The organism is Asticcacaulis benevestitus DSM 16100 = ATCC BAA-896 (genome assembly GCF_000376105.1).
In the GTDB taxonomy this organism is placed as follows: Bacteria; Pseudomonadota; Alphaproteobacteria; order Caulobacterales; family Caulobacteraceae; genus Asticcacaulis; species Asticcacaulis benevestitus.
The window spans coordinates 49,393-70,411 of record NZ_AQWM01000012.1 but is presented as its reverse complement, the minus strand read 5'-3'; the positions used below and the strand labels follow the sequence as shown (position 1 = coordinate 70,411).

Below are 21,019 nucleotides of genomic sequence, written 5' to 3'. Positions count from 1 at the left end.
TCGATCTACATGAGCCTTGAGCTCAAATAGCCTGGTCGAGAGTCATGGCCTGTAAAATGCTAAGCCGTACGTTAACCACTTACCTTATCTCCGCTTTCATGAATTGGCGGTAACTGGGTGCATCAGGCTTGTTAATTTGGTTCATAAGATGTCTCCAGCCGCGGCGTTATCGCGTCTATACTGCCGCCTCAGTGTTGGTCTGACGGGTGCGGAGCCATCTTCCGAAGATGCCCTGCCCAATACCAAAAGTGTTGCCGATGCCTTTGCGACGACCATGCGCACAAGCATGTGCTATTTTCTCGTGTTCGCCGGCTTATATTTCACCATCAACACCCTCTTCTATCGTGTGCCAGGTGATCCAGGCCTTATCCCAGGTGTTTCCCTTGCGACCCTGGTTCTTTGCGTTCTCTTCTGGGCCTATAATCGTCAGCGCGCTTCGGTCGTCAGGTTGGAAATGACCGGACACGTTGTGGGCCTTGCCTTTATCGGCAATGCACTTCTCGACATTGTCATGCAATATCAGTCGATAAAACTGATGTACCTGGTGCTGCTGGTGCCGGCCTTCGCCGTCTCCGGCGTCCGCCCGCGCGTGATCTACTCCACCTCACTGGCATCCATCACAGGTCTGCTCGCCGCCACCTATTGGCTTGATCGGACCCAATTGACAAACTGTGCTTGGGTCGCCTTTGCCAGTCTCGTCATAGCGGTCGGGATTTCACGTGTGACGCGGTCGGCCATGTTACGCGCCGTGAAGCTGAAAATCGACTCGGACCAGAACCGCGATCAAGCCATCCTGCTCGCCGCCAACGATGCCCTGACAGGGCTCCCCAATCGTCGCGCTTTCCTGAAGGCCCTCGACGAACATCTGGCTCACGACGCTGGCTTCTATCTTGGACTGGTAGACCTCGACGGGTTCAAGCCGATCAACGATATCTACGGACATAGCTATGGCGATCAGGTTCTCGTGGAAGTCTCCAGACGCCTCAGGGCAAGCTGTGGCCATCAGTCAACCGTCGCGCGTCTGGGGGGCGATGAATTTGCCGTCATTATTCCGGGCGTGGACGAGCCAGCTCTGCGCTCGCTCGGAGACGCGATGTGCGTCGCTCTGGCCGAGCCGTATAGTCTGAATAATGAGACCGCCTTTTTGTCGGCCTCTATCGGCTTTACGGAGCGGATGCGGGGTGAGAGCAACACGTCGAAGCTCCTTGAGCGTTCGGACTACGCGCTTTATGAAGCCAAGGAGCTTAGTCGCGGCATCGCCGTTCTGTTTGATCGGGGTCACGAAGAGCTCATTCGTTCCACAAAGGCCGTTGAACAGGCCCTTCGGGGAATCGATCGCGACCGGGAGCTCACCCTCGCCTTCCAGCCGCAATACGATCTCAAAGAAAACAAAATCGTTGGGTTTGAGGCGCTGGCGCGCTGGCATAGCGAAAAGCTGGGACAGGTCCCGCCCGATGTGTTCATACGCGCCGCTGAGCGGTCCGGCCTCATCACCAGCCTCACACCGACCTTGCTGGCCAAGGCGCTCGACGCGGCCTCTTCATGGCCAGATGACCTCCGCATTTCCTTCAACCTGTCGGCACGAGATCTTCTGTCGCCCAGGTCGGTCGACAGGATCCTCGATGTCGTGCGCGCCTCCGGCGTCAGGGCCGAGCGTATCGAGTTGGAAATCACCGAAACGGCCATGCTGACCGACTTCGCCCAGGCTCTCAAAGCCACCTCGCGTCTCAGCGACACAGGCTGCCGGATCGCGCTTGATGATTTCGGATCGGGCTACACGAATTTCAGTTACCTGAACCAGATCAAAGTCCATACGGTCAAGATAGATCGCTCCTTTGTACTGGCGCTGGAGCAGGGCGACCATGCCAAGAAAATCATAAAGTCCATGATTGAACTGGCCGGCAATCTGGGCATGGAACACGTCATTGAGGGCGTTGAAACCGCACACGAACTCAAGGTTATGCGATCGGTTGGCGCGAGGATGATACAAGGCTATATGTTCGGCAAGCCGATGCCGGCTGACGACATCGCCGCTTACCTGTCCAGCCACGATTCCGACCGATTTAAGCTCCGACCTGCAAAACTGTTGCGTAGCATCGAAACATGCTGACATCACGATGCCCCGAAACGGGCTCTGCCTTCGGGGATGGTGAAGGTCTTGTCACAGTGCGTGGTGGATTTCGGTAAGAAGCATGACGCTGGCTGGATAACCGAGAGCGCTTTATGCGATACTGATCGTAAACCCTTCATACTGCTACTGAGGCAGTGACATCGCTCTGGCAGGCGTCAAGGACTATAATTCGGATTCGAACTTGTCAGACAATGTAAAAACCCAGCGGGTCTACCACGAAGAATTGTTGAATTACATGCTAGCAACAGCGTCAATCGACCGTGGCAGCCATCCGTTCAGCACCCGAGCGTCGGGCTCAGTCGCCGTCCTTCTCCGCGTCGTTGGCCGTGTCGGGCCTATCGAACCCGACCTCCGCCAAGAGCACGTCTTTCGACATCACCCTAAACAAAATACCAACCCAGGCCGGCACCATCGGTACCACCGAAGAAGGTCGTGACATCACATTTTTGTTATAGTGAAAGTCTGTTGACCTGACATACGGTGCAGGTCCTATCCTGTCAGAAATAAAGTATTATCTTTCAGATGGTTATCCAAAATAAGCTCACAAAGGCACCCTACCTTCTTCCGTTTCCTGCGCTGGATCATGAAGTGCATCAAGATCGTGTGCCATTAGATCTTGCTCAAGGACCTAATTGTATTACAAAATAATAGGTACAGCCCTGCCGTCTCGGTGATCAGACCGCGACTTCGCTATTATGGAATATCTTATGACAACGAGACGCTCATTCCTCACAGGTACAACCGCTGTTCTAGCCGCAGGCGGCCTTTCGCCCCTTTCGCCGGCACTGGCGGCGAACGCCCGGTTCACGTCGGATGACACTCACTTCCTGCTGGATGGTAAGCCCTTCCAAATCCTTGCCGGAGAAATGCACTATCCGCGCATCCCAAGAGCCTGCTGGCGCGACCGTATGCAAAAGCTGAAAGCCATGGGCCTTAACACCCTGACCACCTATGTCTTCTGGAATGCGCATGAGCCAAAACCAGGCCATTTCGATTTCGCCGACAATATGGATATCGCCGCCTATATCCGCATGGCCCAGGAAGAGGGACTATGGGTCAACCTGCGTCCTGGCCCCTACGTTTGCGCGGAATGGGATGGCGGCGGTTTCCCCGCCTGGTTGTTGCCGACACCAGATGTTCAGCCGCGCTCGACAGACCCACGGTATTTCAAGCCGGTGGAAGCCTGGCTCAAACGGCTGGGTAAGGAACTCAGCCCCCTGCTGATCGACAAGGGCGGGCCGATTATAATGACCCAGGTGGAAAACGAATACGGCGCCTTCGGCAAGGATCAGGTTTATCTGCAACAGCAGATGAAGGCCTTGCGCGCAGCTGGCTTCTCCGGCCTGCTCTATACCGCCGATCCTTCCGAATATTTCGCCAATGGATCCATTCCCGGCTTGGTCGGTGGGATCAATTTCGGCACCATGGCCAAGGCGGAAAAGGAATTTTCTGATCGCGCCAAGGTGCGGCCCACAGGCCCTTATATGTGCTCCGAGCTGTGGGGCGGATGGTTTGATTCCTTCGGCCGGATCCACGAAACCATGCCGACGCAGCCGCTCATCGACAGCCTGAAATGGATGCTCGAAAACAAATATTCCATCAGCTTCTACATGCTCCATGGGGGCACATCCTTTGGCTTTACCGCGGGCGCCAACTGGAACAAGGATGGCTATCAGCCGCAAATTTCCAGCTACGACTATGACGCCCTGCTCGACGAAGCCGGTCGTCCGACGCCGAAATATATGTCGGTTCAGGCCTTGTTCAAAGCCTACCTGCCCGCCGACACCTTCGCCCCGATGCCGGCGGCGGAAAAAGCGATCAGCCTGCCACGCTTCCGCCTGAAGGAAAGCGCGTCTCTGGATCAGCTCCTGCCATCGTCCATAAAGGCCGCCAACCCGCAGACGCTCGAAGCCCTTGGCCAAAACAACGGCCTAGTCCTCTATCGCCATACCCTCAAGAACGATGCGAGCGGCCAACTTCACTTTGAGGATGTGCGTGACTATGCCCTCGTCAAAATAAACGATAAGGCGCTGGGGGCTCTAGATAGACGCTATAATGAGACAGGCATGGATGTTGCCGCCCGATCGGGTGATAAACTCGATATCCTGGTCGATACAATGGGCCATTGTAACTACGGTAAGAATATCGGTAAGGACCAGAAAGGCCTGATTGGCGAGGCGAGGCTCGGAGACGCACCCCTGACCGACTGGGAGCATTATTGCCTTCCGCTCGACACGCTTTCCCAGTTACGCTTTGCCGGCGCGCCGACAGATGGACCAGCCTTCTATCGCGCGCGCTTTAGCCTGACGGAGGTCGGCTACACCTTCCTGGACATGCGCGGCTGGGGCAAGGGTCACGTCTGGATCAACGGGCACAATCTGGGCCGTTACTGGTCAGTTGGCCCGCAGCAGGCTTTGTTCGTGCCCGCCAGTTGGCTCAAAGCGGGAGAGAACGAGGTCATTGTCCTCGATCTGCATCCCGGCAGTGATCGCAGCCTCGCGGCCTCGCCCAAGCAAATATGGGACTTGCCAGGCTCCGGGATTTAAGTCGGGCACGCCCTCTGACGGGCTCGGCGCTTGGGTTGGCTTGGCACCGAAGACGGTGAGGTGGGCCAACCGGCCTGTCCTAAGGGATAAGGGCCTTGAATGTAGCCGCACTGCACTCGGCCTTTACGTCGCACAAAGGCATAGGGATGCGGGTGGAAGCCGCTCGCTTCAAGTGGGTGAGGTTCCGCATACCCTCAAGCGATGACGAGCGGAATCGCACACGCACAAAGGCCTCTCCGGCGCCATCACGCCAGAGTTCAAATATCAGCGCGCCACCGGGCGGGGGATCATCAGCGGCAAAGCCCTGAGCCTGCCAGTGCAACCCCAAGGCACCGCCCACATAGGCGATATTGCCGTCATGACCGACCAGAAGCGTGTAAGGACTGGCATCCGGACCAAACAGGGCCGCCTCAATGTCTTTCAAAAGTCCGCCAGACGCATAGGTCGCCACAGCCTTCGGGCGGGCAATCAACCGGAATTCTTCGGCATGGAGGGCCGACAAGGCGGTAATTTGGCTTTCGCTCACCTTGCCCCAGCCCACCTCATCCATCGGGAAGCCATTGGCATATTCCAGCATGAGAATCTGCGACAGACTGGACGCTGTTTTCAAGGCGCCGCTTACCTTTGGATCCCGGCCACTGACGTCAAGAACCGAGGGCATATCGCTCAGGCTACACACCTTATCGATTTGACACCCCGGCAGGTCCTTAAGGTTCAAAACCTCACTCAAAAGCGCGTAATCGACGTGATGCGCTTTATCTATGGCGGCCATGCCGCCCGAGGTCAGGGCCTCATCCATAAAGGCCTTACGATCCAGAGGCGGCGAGGCGACATCCTCGTTAAACGGTGAAAAATGCGCATCGGCATGGCCTTCGCCGGCATGCTCCACCCGTACATCACAGCCTTTAAACACCGTGCTGGCATAAACCTCAGCCGTCCTTATCGTGCGCTGATCCGTATCCGCAATAACGCGTACGGCGCCCGCCGGCGGGCAATCCGAACCCAGTAAGCCTGCGTACGTCAAACGATCGAAATCGGCTATGCGTGCGATGGCCTGCTCGCCATGAGGGGTCAGTCCGGCGGGCGGCACGCTCCATACCGGCCAGGCCTGATCGGTGAAACGCTTCGGCAGTGGTGGGTCGTTATTCGGCCGCTTTATGCCATGACGCATCAGGATGACCACCCTTTCCAGCGTGAAGGTATTCTCCTTTGCGGACGCTGTTGAGCAGGGCGTGACAACGGCCAGGCACGCGAAAAGGGTAGCGAAGGTCAGGATGCGGGAGGGGGTCATTTGAGGCTTATAACGCTTGGGGGGCTGGTAAAAGCCTGTGCCCACGTACCGGGCACAGGCGCCATATCGAGGTCAAGCACGCCACCGGAGACGATCTCCTTATGGGTGAGCCAGGCGCGATCCAGCGACTTGCCGTTCAGGCGGGCGGCGACCACATATAGGTTGTCGGCAGACGTGTTATGGGCGCGGATGGAGAAGCTCTTGCCCCCCTCAAGGTCGATCCTGCTGGCGGTAAAGAGGGGGGAGCCAATATAATAAAAGGGTTGTCCGGCATTGGGATACAAGCCGATGGCGTTCCAAACAAACCATGACGACATGGCGCCAGCGTCATCATTGCCGGGCAGGCCTGTACGTTTCAGATTGTAGTTATCCGCCATGATCTGGCGGACGCGTTTTGCGGTCCTGTCCGGTCGACCGGCGTGAATATACAGATAGGGCGCCAGAATATCCGGCTCGTTACCTTGTGAATAGTGGCCCGTGTCGAACAGGCGATCAAGCCAGCCCGTAAAGGCTTCAGCGCCACCCACCTTGCTGATCAGCCCGGAGACATCATGCGGCACATAGGTTGAGTACTGCTGGCCGCTGCCCTCATAATAGGGCGCTTCCCACCAGGGCGTAGACTTGTCAGGATAGTCGTAGGTGCAGCTATAGTTCTCAAGGCCCTCTCCATTGGCATAACGCGGGCGGATACAGCCGAGTTTGTCGTCCCATAGTTTTTTCCATCCTTGCGAACGCGCCAGATAACGCGCAGCATCGTCATGCTTGCCAAGCTTGCTCGCCACCTCGGCTATGACATAGTCGTTATAGACATATTCAAGGGTACGCGAGGCCGAGCGCGGCTGGCTTAAGGACACATAACCGAGCTTGAGATAGTCCATTAGAACCCGGCCCTGAAGCAGCGGTTTATCGGATTCGACCTCCCCATCGGTCTTCACCGCGGCATAGGCCAGATCATAGTCAAAGCCGCCCAGATCCTTGACGATAGCATCCGCCACAACCACATCGCCGTTCGATCCGCCCTGGGTCATGCCATTGGCGCCGGCTATGCGGGCATCCGGCAGCCAGCCGGTATGCTTATAGGTGTCTAGCAAGGAGCGTATCATGTCACGCTGCCTTTGGGGTTCTATGAGAGTCAGCAAGGGATGCAGAGTCCGGAAGGTGTCCCATAGCGTGTAGAAGTCTTCGTAATGCGGCTCTGCCGACTCCCACCAGGCGTTGTCGCCGCTCACATCATGAGGCATAGTCTCGCTGTGATACATCGCCGTATAGAAGATGCGTCTTTGCGCCTCTGTGCCGCCGTCCACGGTGATTTTTGACAGCGCCTGATCCCAAAGCCCCTGACCGCGCAGGCGCACGGCGTCAAAATCCCAACCCGGCGCCTCGGCGGCCAGATGCGCCTTCGCCTTTTCCGCGCTGATAAAAGACACCGCGACCTTCACCTGGACGACGGGTTGTTTGGCAATATCAAATCGCGCATAGCCCCCCAACTTGTGGGCAAAGGCCTGATCGACATCGTAATCGACCATCACGCTTTGCTTATGAGCCAGGCTCAGGCTTTGCGGAAGGCCGTCCATGCTGCCGGTGCCGGGATGCGCTTCGAAGGCCCCCTGACTGGCGCGCCACGCACCTACCTCCTGAGCCGGCCTATCAAAGACGGCATAAAAATAAATCTTGTAAGGTGTCGGATTCCAGGCGCCTTCGAAACTGGCCCAACCGGACAGGGTGTGGTCGTCAAGAATATCGACATGGGAGGCGGTTGCTCGCTGGCCCTTGCCGCCCATTTCAACAATGGAACTGACATTCAGAATGACATTGCCCGGCATAGACGCGCGCTCACCGGCGGCCTGCGGAAAGGTCAGGCGCATAAAGCCGACCATGCGGGTGGCCGTCACTTCGGTCTTGATGGCTTCGTCTGGCGCATTACCCAAAACAACGCTGTAATAGCCGGGCTTGGCCGTCTCCTGGCTCTTGGCAAAGACCAGATGATTGGCGCGCAGCGGCCCCACGGTCGGCGACAGGCGGAAATTGCCATACTGACCATCGCCTCCGGTGCCGCTGACATGGGTCAGGCTCAGGCCCATAATGGGGCTGGCGGAGTCATATCCGTGGGTGTCACCCCGGGTGGTATCCGGGCTGAAGGTGACGAAGCCGAAAGGTATTTGCGCGCCGGGCACCGTGTTGCCGCCGACGGTTGAACCACCATCTACGCCAATGAAAGGATCGACCGCCGCGGACAGCCCTGGTTGGGGTGCGGACGATAGGGCGGGATCCGCTAGCGCCGTACTGTTGAGCGCGACCGTCAATAACGCCACGAGGGGCAAGACCTGAGACCGATGCACGTGCGTATCCTCTTATGTAAAAAGGCTCTCTTAAAACCGGAACCCGCTGGGCCTCAATGGACCATGTTTCAACACCAGCGTCAATTGGTCACCCAATCTAGCCGCCCACTATAAATCGCGAAGGATGGCTCAAAAATTCAGCAAGCTGCTGTTTAAGCGTATATTTTTAACCATAAAGACCATGGACCGCTTTGAGCCACAGCCCGCAGAGTCAATCGCCTAGACACCTTCCTCACGATTGGTTGGTAAATTTACAACACGCCCGCAACCCTGCCTATCAGTTGGCAGGCCGGGTGGCCCAGTGGCCGGGCCGGTTGCCGAGCGTCAATTCCAGCACACCACCCTTCATGATGTCGGCCTGAGATAGCCACGGCGTGTTCAGGGGCCGGCCATTCAAGAGCGCCTTCTGAATATAGATGGCCTCCGCCCCGGTATGGTGCGCGAGGATCGTGAAGGTCCTGCCGTTTTCCAGATGAAGGTCGGTGCGTGGCTGGTGCGGCCCGTGCAGATAAAACTGGTCGGTGCCGAGCTTCGGGAACAGACCTATGCGATTAAAGACATAATGCGAACTCATGGCGCCGTTGTCTTCGTCGCCCGGATAGGTATCCACGGTGAACTTCTTGAAGATCTCATTGGCCCAGTAGGCGCTGAGATCGGGCCGCCCGACATTGCTGAACAGCCAGGGGGTCGAGAAGGACGGTTCATTGGTAATATCAATGAGGCCGGATGACAGGGCGTGCTGCAGGCGCTGAATGAACATGTCACGCCCGCCCATGGCCTTCACCATGCCGGGAATATCGTGAAGCATGTCATAGGAATAGATCCACGACGTCCCTTCATAGAAGCCGACATTGTTGTAGGTCTTGCCATCCCATCCCAGCTTGGGATCAAGGGGCTGGAAGCTTCCATCCGGATATTTCGGCAGGATAAAGCCCTTATAACCGTCGCTTTGCGCCTGCGGGTTCCAGACCTGGCGCCACATCTTCGAGCGCGATGCCAGGAGCTGCGCCTCTTCCGGCTTGCCGGCAGCAGTGGCCAGTCTGGCGGCATAAAAGTCATTGAGGGCGAAGCCAATCGTGGATGAGCCGGAACGGGCGCGCTGATTATCCGGTTCGGGGCTTTTATCACCAACGGCAAAATACAACTGCGTCAGATAACGCGGGCTGCGGCGCTGGAACGCATTGAAATGCGTGACGCGATAGGCCTCGCCCCAGTCGACACCGGGCACCCCGCGGATCAGGCCTTCGCCGATCACATTGTCCACCTCGTCACCGCCCTGACCCACATGATAGTTGTGGCCGGCGATAAAGGCGGTGTCGAAGGCGCCGTAACGATCAAAGGCCCGGACGATCGAGGCGATATTGCCGGCATAGTCCTTGGGGCGGATCAGCGACAACAGCGGAAACTCTGTGCGATAGGTATCCCACAGTGTGTAATAGTCATCCCAGTGCGGCGTGCCAAGATCGGCTTCGGCCTGATCGAGCGAGCGATCGCGGGGCTGAATGGCGGTATGATACAGCGCCGTATAAAAGCGTTTGAGGTCGGGCTCGGGCACGCCTGAAATCTCGATCTGGCCCAGCGATGTGTTCCAGGCATTTTGCGCCTTTCCGCGCACGGCGTCGAAATCCCAGCCGGGCATGTCGTGCGCGAGCAAGGCTTCAGCCGTGGCGGCCGAGGTAAAGGACACCGCGATTTTCATCATCACCGGCGTGTCAGCGTGCGTATCGAAGGTCCACCAGGCGCCCAGGCGCTGATCCGCCCCCGCACTGGCGGTTGTCTCGCCCACAGCCGTTTGGCCGTCGCGGAATACGCCCCATTTGGTGGGTGTCTGGTCGACCTTGGCGCAGAACCAGATATCGACCAGAGCCGGACTCCAGTAGCCCTTCGCCTTGACATGGCCGATGATCTTGCCCTCCAGGGGATAGAGGGTGACGTCGGACTGATCGGAGGCGGTCACGCCCTTGATCTTGCGCGTGATATCAAAGACCAGTTGCGATGCATCCCCCTGGGGGAAGGTGAACCGATAGAGCGCAGCGTAGTGGGAAGGCGTCACCTCGACATGGGTCTGGTAACGCTTGAGCGTCACCTCGTACATATCGGCGGCCGCGCGCTCATCCCGCTTTTCCGACAGATGATCGGTCTCGTCAAACACCGGCGCACCGACCTGTGGCGACACCAGAAACGTGCCATAGGTGGTAACGCCACCTGAGCCTTGCGTGTGCAGTTGGGCGAAACCACTTATCGGCGCCGCCGGGTCGTAGCCCGCATTGCTTCCGGTCAGGGTTTCGGGGCTCGGGTGGATAGAGCCGGATGGCAGGGCCGGCCCCGGCACCGTATCGCCTTCATTGTCGTTACCGACCCCGACCATGGGGTTGACGTAAGGATAAAGCGGCGTTTGGGCGCCGGCCGACAGGGAGAGCGGCAAGACGCAAAACCCTAGCGCCCAAAGTCCGATGGTCTTCATGTGGATCTCCTGGAAGGAAGGCGCGCCTGGTCAGGCTTCGGATTTATGGTCTGACGGACGTGCCCCTATTGGGCAGGGGCAACAGCCGGTTTGGTCGGATAAACCTGCCGGATGGTGCCGTCCGGATTATAGGTCAGGGGCTCTATGGCGATGGAGCGTTTGTGATCACCGCCACCGGGCAGGAGGTTGTCGTGATAGAACAGCCAGGATCGCCCCTTGCGCTCGATGATAGCCTGATGGTTGGTCGATATGGGCAAATAGTCCAGAATCACGCCGCGATAGGCATAGGGCCCCATGGGCGATTTCGCCGTCGCGTAAACGATCTGCCCCGGCCAGCCCGTCGAGAAACTGAAATAGTAGAGCCCGTTGCGCTTGTGCAGGAAGGGCGCCTCGCCATAGGCCTTCTTGGGATCATCCGAGGGAAAGCCGGTCACGATGAGGTCCAGGATCGGCCCCTCCGTGTGGATCATGTCGCTTTTCAGCTTGACGATTTTCGGCACGCGCGTGCCGAACAGCAGATAGGCCTGCCCGTCATCGTCAATCAAAACCGCCGGATCAATAGGCTCTGCGCCGGCATTGCCATCACGGGCCTTGTCGATCAGGGCATCGCCACGCGCATCGACAAAGGGCCCCTCAGGCGCGTTCGAGACGGCCACGCCGATCTTATCTCCACCCACGGGGGCATAGTAATAGTATTTTCCGTTTCGATGCGCCGCTTCCGGTGCCCAAGCCTTGGCGTCTGGTCGCGCCCAGGCAAACACCGAAACAGAGAGGAACGAGCCCGCATCCTTCCAATGGACCAGATCCTTCGACGTGAACAGACGCCAGTCGGTCGAGTCCCAGTAGGTGCCTGAATTGTCCTGATCATTGGTGGCGTACAGATAGTAGCGCCCCTTGAAATAATGCGGCGACGGATCTGCGTTAAAGCGCGGAGAAATCGGCTGGCCCGCAGAACCCGGAGTGGCCATCATCATACCTACGACGATAGCGGCGCATGCCGCCCTGGCCAAAGTCATCCCTGTCGTTCTCACTACCACCGCATTGTCTCCGCTTAAATTGTCCGACTAATTTATAGGCACAAAATGAATTGGCAAATGAATTCTCAAGCTTCATCAAGCGCAGTCCCCGCAGGCGGCAGCCAGGGCCTAGAGCTTGCCTGTCCTGTAGAAGGTGCGATCTTTCGTGACGCATTGGCCTGCCAATAGGTTCGGCCGGCTGCAAATTTAGGATTAAGGTCGCCGAAAGTCTGGCAAAAAGTGCTTTCCTCGCGCAATTTTTCGCTATTCATTCGCAAAAAGCCATGTAATCTCCCCTCATTGGCAGACCAATTGTCTAAAAAGCGGCGGACAACCACCGCAGGTTCAGGTCTAAAAAATGGAAACGCCTATGAAAAAGCCAGATCGTCGCTCTGTTCTCTCCGCGGCTGCCGCCCTGAGCGCCCTGCCTGTGTCAGCGCTTGCCGCGCCGAAACAGCCGGTCGTCCAGCCCGTGACAACGGCATCGGCGCCTTCTCTGGCGCCGCGCGAACGCATCTTATTTGACTTCGACTGGCGCTTTGCCCTGGGACACGCCGCTGACGTCAACCGTGATTTCGGCTTTGGCCGCGACCAGAAAACCTACGCCAAACAGGGCAACGGTCAGGTTGCGGAGCCGTCAACCGCCGATTTTGACGATCATCTCTGGCAGCCGGTCGATCTACCGCACGATTGGGCCGTGGGCCTGCCTTTCGCACGTAACGATTACTTCATTCCGCCGCAGAACCCGGAAGATGGCGATCCCGGCGCGGGTCATGGCTACAAGGCCATCGGGCGTCGCTTTCCGGAAAACAGCATAGGCTGGTATCGCAAGGGTTTCGAACTGCAGCCGGGTGATGCCGACCGCGTTCTGACCCTAGAATTTGACGGCGTCTTCAGAGACTCCCTCGTTATCCTCAATGGCTACGTGCTGACGCGGCATGAAAGTGGTTACACACCCTTCAGTGTCGACATCACCAACTATATAAACCCGCAAGGGCCGAATATCTTGCTGGTTCGGGTTGACGCCAGCCTGGGCGAAGGCTGGTTTTACGAAGGCGCCGGCATTTACCGCCATGTCTGGCTTGTCAAAACCGACAAGGTGCACGTCCCCCAATGGGGCCTGTGCGTTCGGGGCGAAACGTCCGGCGCCATCAGCCTGGAGGCGACCCTCAAAAACGCATCGGCCAGCCCAAGAGCGGTCGATCTGGTCACCGACATCTACGACCGTGAGGGACGCGCCGTAGCCTCGGTCACATCAACGGCGCAGCTTGACGCCTATGGTGAAAGCCAGGTGTCCCAGGCTTCGCATCTGGCAGCGCCGAAACTGTGGTCTCTTGACGATCCGCACCTCTATACGGCGCGCTGTGAAATCCGCGAGGCAGGCAAGACCCTGGATGTCAGTACTGTTCGCTTCGGTCTGCGCGACATCCGCTTTGACGCAAAAGAAGGCTTTTTCCTCAACGGAAAATGGCTGAAGCTTCGGGGCGCTAATAACCATGAAGATCATGCCGGCGTGGGCACGGGCGTGCCGGACGCCCTGCATCACTGGCGTGTCAAACAACTGAAAGACATGGGCGCGAACATCTGGCGTTGCGCCCACAACATGCCCAACGAAGCCATTTTGGAGGCCTGCGATGAACTGGGCATGCTCGTCATCGACGAAACACGCCTGATGACCGCGACGCCTGAGGGCCTGAGCCAGCTCGCAACCCTCATACACCGTGACCGCAACCATCCAAGCGTCATCCTTTGGTCGATCGGAAATGAGGAAACGGCTCAGCAGGGCACGGAACGTGGCCTGAAGATCGCGCTGGATATGCGCCGCCTCATCAAGTCTCTCGATCCGACCCGGCCGATCACGGCGGCCATGAACCACTATCAGGGTCAGGGCCTCACGCCCGCGCTGGACGTCATGGGCTTCAATTATCACGAGTCGAGCATCGAACCCTTCCGCAAGCTTTACCCCGACATGCCGATTGTCGGCACCGAAACCGCCAGCGCCGTATCGACACGTGGCGAGTATGTCCGCGATGAGGTGAAAGGCTATGTGAGGGCCTATGATCTGGATGCCCCCTCCTATGCCCTGACGGCCAGCGCCTGGTGGTCACTTTACGACGCCAAACCTTATCTGGCTGGGGGACTCGTCTGGACCGGCTTCGATTATCGCGGCGAACCGACGCCCTTCAACCGCTGGCCCGAGATCTCCTCCCATTTCGGCATTCTGGACACCTGCGGCTTTCCCAAGGATATTTACTATTACTACAAATCCTGGTGGCAATCGGCGCCGGTGCTGCATCTGCTGCCGCACTGGAACTGGACGGGATCGGAAGGCAAGACGATTGACGTCTGGGCCTACAGCAACCTCGACAAGGTCGAGCTGTTCCTCAACAAGCGCTCCCTGGGTGTTCAGAGCGTGCCGAAAGACGGTCATGTGCAATGGTCCGTACCCTTTACCCCGGGCGAACTGGTCGCTTACGGTTTCAAGGGCGATAAGGTGGTCATGAAGACGGCGCGCCGTACCGCAGGCCCGGCCACCCGATTGTCGATCACCTCGGACAGGGCCGGCCTGCGCACCGACGGCCAGGATGTCGCGCTCATTCGCGCCGAGCTTTTCGACGCCCAGGGCACAGCCTTGCCGACCGCCGACAACCTCATCCATTTCAGCCTGTCCGGGCCTGCCCGCATCGCCGGCGTCGGCAACGGAAATCCGACCAGTCTTGAGGCGGACAAGGCGTCATCACGTCATCTCTTCAACGGTCTGGCCCAAGCCGTTGTGCGCGCAAGGCGCGGCTCTGTGGGTGCGCCCGTGATCGTCACCGCGACGACGGACGGCGTTCCCGCCGCCCGTCTGACCCTGACATCCTTGCCAGGGTGACATAATTTTAAATTGTCATACTTTATTGTGATCAACCAAATTAGAACGTTTACAAAATTGGTTGATGATCATTAGATGCGCCGACCCAAAGTGCGGAGGCTAAGGATGCGCGTTTCAAGACGATCGATTATCGCGGCAGCGACAGCGAGTGGTTTCATGGCGCCCCATAGCCAGGCCAAGCCCCAGCGATTGGCGGCCAGTTGGCAAACCCTCGCCTCCGGCTATCAAACGCCGGAGTGGTTCCGTGACGCCAAGCTTGGCTTTTGGGCGCACTGGGGGCCTCAGTGCATCCCGGAATTCGGCGACTGGTATGCCCGCAGCATGTATATGCAAGGCGACAAAGCCTACGATCACCATGTCAAGACCTACGGCCATCCGGCGCAGTTCGGGTTCATGGAATTTCTCAGGAATTGGAAAATTGACGCCTGGGACCCTGATCATCTGGTTGGGCTCTATAAGAAGGCCGGCGCGAAATACTTCGTCGCCATGGCGGGCCACCACGACAATTTCGATATGTTCAACTCGAAATATCAGGACTGGAACATAACGAAGGTCGGGCCCAAGCGTGATACCATGGCGGGCTGGGCCAAGGCGGCGAGGGACCACGGCCTGCGCTTCGGGCTATCGAACCACCTCTCTCACGCCTGGCACTGGGGACAGACCGCCTACGGTTACGATCCGGAAGGCGCTGCGCACGGCCTGCGCTATGACGCCTATCGCCTGAAGAAGGAAGACGGCAAGGGTTTGTGGTGGGAGGGCCTCGACCCCCAGGAACTCTACACGGGGCGTCAGGGCGATATGACACCACCCGATGGCCTCGATACGATCAAGGCGATGAACGCCTACCATGACGCGCATTCCGGTCAGTGGCTGGAAACCGTGCCGCCGCAAGACCCCTATTTTGTCAAAAAATGGCTGGCCCGCACCAAGGACATGGTCGACACCTACAAGCCCGACCTGCTTTATTTTGATGATTACGCCTTGCCGCTGGAACAGGCCGGCCTAGATGCGACGGCCTATTTTTACAATCGCAGTCTCGACTGGCATGGTAAGTTAGACGTCGTCGTCAATGGCAAGAAGCTCGACGATCTGCAACGCCGCGCCATTGTGGAGGACGTCGAGCGCGGCTTTTCCGACCATCTGCGCCCCCTGCCCTGGCAAACCGACACCTGCATCGGCAACTGGCATTACGATCGGCCGCTGTATGAACGTGACGGCTACAAGAGCGCCCTACAGGTCATTCAGCGCCTGTGCGATGTGGTCTCGAAAAACGGCAACCTGCTGCTCAATATTCCGGTACGCGCCGACGGCTCGATCGATGAAAAAGAAGAAAAAATCGTAGGCGGCGTGGGGTCATGGCTCAGCGTCAACGGTGACGCCATCTTTGCCACCCGGCCGTGGGACATCTACGGTGAGGGGCCCTTCAAGCCGGTAGAAGGCATGATGAACGAAGGCGACGCTAAGCCCTTCACCCACGAAGATATACGTTTCACCACCAAGGCTGGCGTTCTTTACGCCATCTCGCAGGCCTGGCCTGACAGCGGTTTTGTCGTCCTGACCTGCATGGCGGCAGGCCAGTCTCAGCGCAAAGGCTGGATCGAACGCGTCGAGCTTTTGGGCCACGGCCAGGCACTCGATTTCGAACTGGGGCTGGGCGGCCTGACGGTCAAGCTACCCGACAGCCGGCCCTCTTTCACGCCCGTCCTGAAGATCATGGGCACAGGACTGACCGCCTAGAGCGCTTTCAGAAGGTCAATCGCGCACGGGCATCGCAAGACGAGCGCCCGTGCCGATATCTGTCTCAGACAAGCCCTACTGAGACATATCCACCGAGGCAAAGCCGTTGCCGATGCCCTTGGCCAGAAAAATAGCGCCTTCCATCGGGTCCTGTTCCGCTTCGGTCAGCAGGCGTCTGGCGGCAGGATTGAGCCACGGCGTGATCGGCTCGGCCATGCCGCCCACCAGGGCGATTTTGGACGCACCCAGATCATGGAGCCGCGCAATGTAGCGCCCCACTTCGTCGGCCACGTCCTGCACAAGGCGTAAGGCGACGGCGTCTCTGTTCATGGCGTGGCGCATGATCATTGGCGCCATGGCACCAAAATCACTCGGTGTCGCCGTGGTGACAAAGGCAATGACATCGGCGGTGTGACCACCGAGTTCCGCGATGATCTCACGGGTCATGTCGGAGACCGGCGCAACCTGATCGTGACTGCGCAAGGCCGCACGCAGCGCCGCACGCCCCAGTCCGGCGGCCGAGCCATCATCACCCACCTCGAAGCCCCAGCCCCCGATCGACTGGCCGATCCCGTCGCTGAAGATATAGCCCGCACTGCCTGTACCGGCAATCAGAATGGCGCCATCATGGCCGGAGAATGCGCCCAGACAAGCCGCGTGCGCGTCACTCGAAGCGTAGATCGCGCCAAAAGCCGGTCCGGAATCAATCGTCACCTGGGCGCTGGTCGGCGAGGTGATACCGGCCAGCCCCAGACCAAGATGAATGTCCTGAAGATCCGCATGGGTAAGGCCCGCAGCCACCAAGGCTTCGTCCACCGCCACCATGATATTGCGCCAGACCGCGCCCAGTCCGAGACGAATATTGGACGGACCACCGCTGCCCTCGCCCAGAACCTGGCCGGCATAGGTCGTAAGGCGCGCGCGACACCGTGTGCCTCCGCCGTCAATGCCGATATAGTAGAGGGGCTTTTGGGTCTGTGACATGGGTATCAACTTTGAAGTTCAGGCTGTCGTCATGGTCTTGCGACCGGTGAGAAATGATAGCTTAGATAAAGGAACAGGTGTGATCGTCCGTAACGATCGTGGATATGGAAACGCGCGTGAAGTGTAAGCCGTTTAGAGTTTGATGATGATATTCTTCTTGTCCATGGCAAAGCCGAGTAGCCAGCATACCAGCATATAGGTGATGGCGCAGACCAAGGAACCGATGGCGCCGGGCAGCACCGCCTGGAAGAGATGGATGCCGATCCAGTCATAAAGCCCTTCTTCATTGATCTTGATCAGTTGCATCGTGGTGACAAGAAGCTCGGAGAACAGGTAGATGACGAGTGGGTTCTTACCGAAGATCTCGAAGAACTTCGTACCGCGCGTCTGGCCGGCGATCTCGACATAGGTGATCAGGACGCCAAGGATCAACAGGTCGATGCCCACGGTCAGGAGCACGAACGGGCTGGTCCACAGGCGTTTGGCCAATGGGAAGCCAAGGCTCCACAGCAGGCCGGCCGCAACGATGAGTGCACCGCCGATCAAGAGGTTACGCACCAGCTTGGGCTTGTCGCCTGTACGCATGATGTAGAGACCAGCGAGATAGCCCGCGATCACATTGACGATGGCCGGCAGGGTGCTGAGCAAGCCCTCCGGATCGTAGCCGTGCCCCTTTTTATACATGTGCTGGATGCCTATCACCGCCTGATCGAACAGGGCGCCGGCATTGCCAAGCGGGGTCAACTGCTGTCCCGGCAGGCCAAAGGCCATCAGGATCGACCAGTAGCCGACCAGCAGGATCACGCAGAGGAAAATCAGGTATTTGACCGGCAGATAGCGGCAGACCACGGCGGCGATGCCGAAGCACAGGGCGATGCGTTGCAGCACGCCCATAATGCGCGTTTCACCGATCGGATTGAGCGCCCAGGTGCCATCGACCTGCTGATGAACGAAGGGATACCAGTACATTAAATAGCCGAGCAGGAAGATCAGCACGGTGCGTTTCAGCACCTTCAGCAAGTAGTCTTTATTGGAAACACCGGGCTTCATCGCGAAGCTCATGGCGTTGCCGACCGCAAACAGGAACGACGGGAAGACCGCGTCGGCCAGGGTGAAGCCAAACCATTTAGCGTGTTGCAGGGTGGCGAAAGGCTCCGCCCCGGCGCCGGCCGTGTTGACAATGATCATGACACATACGGTCAGGCCACGAAAAACATCGAGTGATTTGAAGCGCGCCGGTTTCATGCCTTACCTTCCAGACTTTCAAGCCCTTCCAGGCGGCCAAGCAAGACGCGCGCCGCAGCGATCGGATCGGATGGCTTACTGCGGGTATAGACCTGAGCGTCGTTCACCCAGTCATGCTCCCACTTCGTGATGCTGACGGTGAAGGCCGCCTGATCGAAACCGCCGGCACGCAGGGCGCTGAACAGCTTCAGCCAGCGCGGCAGATAGAAGCTCTTGTACATGCCTTGCCAGGCCTTCGAGGCATAGTCGTTGAGATTGCCCTTGCCGCCCCAGACCGACACCTGCGCCTTGGCGTTCTCGACATAATAGGCCGATTCCGCCGGCGTATCGCCATAGGCGCGGGCGTCGTCGATCCAGCTACTCAAGGTTTCCTGCTGATATCCGAGCAAGGCGTCAAGCCGGATGGCGAGATCGCTCAGATCCGCCACGGCCTTGTCACCCGCCTGAAGATCGCCGGCCTGATAGGCCTTAATGGCCACCTGAACCAGGCGATCCATGTCACCACTGACAAGATGGCGCGTGGCGTCGATCACATCGTTGCAGAACAGCGGCGAATGACCGTAGCTCTTGCCGAGCGCCAGGAACTCCGTGAGCGCCAGTTTCAGCAAAGTCCAGTCGCCGGGCAGAGCCGGGAAATCGGCGCCCTCGATCGTCGGACGCTTAAAGAAGAGATAGGCGCCGGCGCGGCTTTTCCACCAGCGCGGCGTCCAGTAGCGCGTCTGGTAGACCGCCTTTTGCAGATCGTTCCACGCCTGCATCAGGGCCGGCGAGGTGTGGCCATAACGGGCGCGCGTATAGGTCTGAAGCCAATCCGCCACCGGCACATCGCCCCACGCCAGATCGTAGAGATATTCGTAGACGACGCTGTTGTTGTGGAGGCCCTCGGGGAAGACCCCGAAGCCGGCCAGGTTACCCGTTTTGTCGCTCGTGGTGATCGCCTTGAGGTCGCTGCGATAGAAGTCGAGATCGCCATAGACCGGGTTCGAACCCCCGTAATTATGGACATACCCATAGATCCAGGTCTTGCCCTTGAAGGCGTCGGCGCGGGTCCAGACATCGGGATAGCGGTCATTGCCGATATCAAGCACCATCAGCTTGTCGTCCGGCACCAGGCTCAGGAAGGCACCGATGGCGTCGCTCGACCAGAATTCCTTGTCGGCGCCGAACAGCCAGCCCTGCATGACCCAGACGGCGTCGGGGCGCGCCTGGCGGATCGAATCGTAAATTGCCTCACCATAGGCGGCCAGACGCTTGGCCTTCACCGCCGGATCGACCTCGGCTACGGCCTTGGTGTTGGCGGTGGCATCGCCATAGATCGCCTTGGCGGCGTCGGAACCATCGGCGGCGATCGGCGGCAGCATCTCGTTGAACGAGTCAGCCAGGTAATACTGCCCCTCGCCATAGGTTTCGGTATAGAGCGCGATGAAACGACCGGCCAGCTTGGCAAACAAAGGATCGGCCGGATCGAGCCAGTAGGTTTCGTGGAAGCCTTCCCAGGCACGCATCTTGTAGATTCGGGCCTCGGGGTGCTTTTCAGCGAAGGCTTTCGGTACATAGCCGCCAAACGCCGGCAGGATCGGCGTCATGCCCAGCTCACGCATCCGCCCCAGGATCTGCTTTTGCAGAACCTGCTTCTTGCGGATCCAGGCCTGCGGCACCGGCGCATCATAGCCCTCGATATTGCCCATGCGCTGCCACGGCGTGAAGGCCGGTCCTGAGAAATAGGCGGCCAGTTCGGCGTCGCTCAGGCCATTTTCGCGCCACAGCGCCTGCCAGACATATTCCTGACCTTCCATGGCCAGCGGCATATCGATGCCGTGCAGCGCCATCCAGTCGATTTCGCGCTCCCAGCGCGACCAGGTCCACCACGGCGTTGTGTAGCCAAAGGTGCAGGTGTTCATATAGGCGCGATGGCGGAAAGGCGTTTCGGTGCGCGTCAGGGCGGCATCGGGCAGACGCCACGGCAGGTCGACGCGATCACCTTCCCAGCTTACTTGCGCTGCGCCGGTGGATTTAAGATAGCTGTAGGCGCCCTTGGTCAGGGCCACCGGGTCAGAGCCTTCGACGGTCAGTTTTCCGCCGTGCGCCGAGACCGCATACCACGGCTTTGCGGACCCAGACGGCGTCAGTTTGAAGGTGATGGATTTCGCGCGCGAACCGATCAGGCGCTTCAGAACGCCGGCGCTGGCCGGTGTGGTCTCTGTAGCCCCCGCGGCGCCCGCGGCCATGCCGACAGCTGCCAGCGAGAGACCGGATACAAGAATGTGACGGCGATTAAGGTGCGGCAAGATGGGACTCCCCGTTCAATAAAAGATGAAAGCTCGCTCAAGAGTCCACCTTGAATTAACACGCATGTTTGTTCTGACAATCCACATCCGCACTCTGTGGATC

At 58.7% G+C, this 21,019-nt stretch carries 12 protein-coding genes; 4 read left to right on the top strand and 8 right to left on the bottom strand.

Annotation, left to right across the window (positions count from 1 at the left end):
- Nucleotides 1-148 precede the first annotated feature (148 nt).
- On the top strand, nucleotides 149-2,110 hold the full coding sequence (locus B060_RS24500; RefSeq protein ID WP_018082282.1) for a putative bifunctional diguanylate cyclase/phosphodiesterase: 1,962 nt from the start codon (nucleotides 149-151) through the stop codon (nucleotides 2,108-2,110).
- A gap of 316 nt (nucleotides 2,111-2,426) precedes the next feature.
- Here B060_RS24500 and B060_RS27185 read toward each other — a convergent pair whose 3' ends face one another.
- Nucleotides 2,427-2,570, bottom strand: coding sequence for a hypothetical protein (locus B060_RS27185; protein WP_155847690.1), 144 nt, complete (start codon nucleotides 2,568-2,570; stop codon nucleotides 2,427-2,429).
- Between the two features lie 268 nt (nucleotides 2,571-2,838).
- Between B060_RS27185 and B060_RS0113270 the strand changes: the two genes are divergently transcribed.
- Entirely contained in the window at nucleotides 2,839-4,677 is a 1,839-nt protein-coding gene (locus B060_RS0113270) for a glycoside hydrolase family 35 protein (protein WP_035423176.1), read from the top strand.
- A gap of 79 nt (nucleotides 4,678-4,756) precedes the next feature.
- Here the strand turns inward: B060_RS0113270 and B060_RS24495 are convergent, their stop codons facing one another.
- From B060_RS24495 to B060_RS0113250, 4 genes are all read right to left on the bottom strand, one after another.
- On the bottom strand, nucleotides 4,757-5,968 hold the full coding sequence (locus B060_RS24495; protein WP_018082279.1) for a histidine-type phosphatase: 1,212 nt from the start codon (nucleotides 5,966-5,968) through the stop codon (nucleotides 4,757-4,759).
- A complete protein-coding gene (locus tag B060_RS0113260; protein ID WP_236621590.1) occupies nucleotides 5,965-8,280 on the bottom strand; it encodes a GH92 family glycosyl hydrolase in 2,316 nt (771 codons plus the stop codon). The genes B060_RS24495 and B060_RS0113260 overlap by 4 nt, the downstream gene beginning before the upstream one ends.
- Nucleotides 8,281-8,584: 304 nt before the next feature.
- A complete protein-coding gene (locus B060_RS0113255; RefSeq protein ID WP_081606850.1) occupies nucleotides 8,585-10,771 on the bottom strand; it encodes a GH92 family glycosyl hydrolase in 2,187 nt (728 codons plus the stop codon).
- Nucleotides 10,772-10,836: 65 nt separating this feature from the next.
- The gene (locus B060_RS0113250) at nucleotides 10,837-11,787 is read right to left on the bottom strand and encodes a family 43 glycosylhydrolase (RefSeq protein WP_018082276.1); all 951 of its coding nucleotides are present in this window, start codon (nucleotides 11,785-11,787) and stop codon (nucleotides 10,837-10,839) included.
- Nucleotides 11,788-12,157: 370 nt separating this feature from the next.
- On the opposite strand from B060_RS0113250, the gene galA reads away from it, so the two are divergent.
- The gene (gene galA / locus B060_RS0113245; RefSeq protein WP_023447316.1) at nucleotides 12,158-14,662 is read left to right on the top strand and encodes a beta-galactosidase GalA; all 2,505 of its coding nucleotides are present in this window, start codon (nucleotides 12,158-12,160) and stop codon (nucleotides 14,660-14,662) included.
- Between the two features lie 105 nt (nucleotides 14,663-14,767).
- A complete protein-coding gene (locus tag B060_RS0113240; RefSeq protein ID WP_031220556.1) occupies nucleotides 14,768-16,399 on the top strand; it encodes an alpha-L-fucosidase in 1,632 nt (543 codons plus the stop codon).
- A gap of 75 nt (nucleotides 16,400-16,474) precedes the next feature.
- On the opposite strand, the gene B060_RS0113235 is transcribed toward B060_RS0113240, so the two are convergent.
- The 3 genes from B060_RS0113235 to B060_RS0113225 all read right to left on the bottom strand — a co-directional run bounded on the left by B060_RS0113235 (nucleotide 16,475) and on the right by B060_RS0113225 (nucleotide 20,916).
- A complete protein-coding gene (locus B060_RS0113235; RefSeq protein ID WP_018082273.1) occupies nucleotides 16,475-17,383 on the bottom strand; it encodes a glucosamine kinase nucleotide-binding domain-containing protein in 909 nt (302 codons plus the stop codon).
- A 132-nt stretch (nucleotides 17,384-17,515) separates the two neighbouring features.
- Nucleotides 17,516-18,628, bottom strand: a complete 1,113-nt coding sequence (locus B060_RS0113230; protein ID WP_018082272.1) for an acyltransferase family protein — start codon at nucleotides 18,626-18,628, stop codon at nucleotides 17,516-17,518.
- On the bottom strand, nucleotides 18,625-20,916 hold the full coding sequence (locus B060_RS0113225; RefSeq protein WP_018082271.1) for an alpha-N-acetylglucosaminidase: 2,292 nt from the start codon (nucleotides 20,914-20,916) through the stop codon (nucleotides 18,625-18,627). The genes B060_RS0113230 and B060_RS0113225 overlap by 4 nt, the downstream gene beginning before the upstream one ends.
- Nucleotides 20,917-21,019: the final 103 nt, after the last annotated feature.

What these genes read in the sequence shown, in the direction of transcription:
- B060_RS27185 (WP_155847690.1), bottom strand. Translation starts at nt 2,570, where the DNA reads ATGTCACGACCTTCTTCGGTGGTACCGATGGTGCCGGCCTGGGTTGGT.
- B060_RS0113240 (WP_031220556.1), top strand. Translation starts at nt 14,768, where the DNA reads ATGCGCGTTTCAAGACGATCGATTATCGCGGCAGCGACAGCGAGTGGT.
- B060_RS0113235 (WP_018082273.1), bottom strand. Translation starts at nt 17,383, where the DNA reads ATGTCACAGACCCAAAAGCCCCTCTACTATATCGGCATTGACGGCGGA.
- B060_RS0113255 (WP_081606850.1), bottom strand. Translation starts at nt 10,771, where the DNA reads ATGAAGACCATCGGACTTTGGGCGCTAGGGTTTTGCGTCTTGCCGCTC.
- B060_RS0113250 (WP_018082276.1), bottom strand. Translation starts at nt 11,787, where the DNA reads ATGACTTTGGCCAGGGCGGCATGCGCCGCTATCGTCGTAGGTATGATG.
- B060_RS24495 (WP_018082279.1), bottom strand. Translation starts at nt 5,968, where the DNA reads ATGACCCCCTCCCGCATCCTGACCTTCGCTACCCTTTTCGCGTGCCTG.
- galA (WP_023447316.1), top strand. Translation starts at nt 12,158, where the DNA reads ATGAAAAAGCCAGATCGTCGCTCTGTTCTCTCCGCGGCTGCCGCCCTG.
- B060_RS24500 (WP_018082282.1), top strand. Translation starts at nt 149, where the DNA reads ATGTCTCCAGCCGCGGCGTTATCGCGTCTATACTGCCGCCTCAGTGTT.
- B060_RS0113270 (WP_035423176.1), top strand. Translation starts at nt 2,839, where the DNA reads ATGACAACGAGACGCTCATTCCTCACAGGTACAACCGCTGTTCTAGCC.
- B060_RS0113230 (WP_018082272.1), bottom strand. Translation starts at nt 18,628, where the DNA reads ATGAAACCGGCGCGCTTCAAATCACTCGATGTTTTTCGTGGCCTGACC.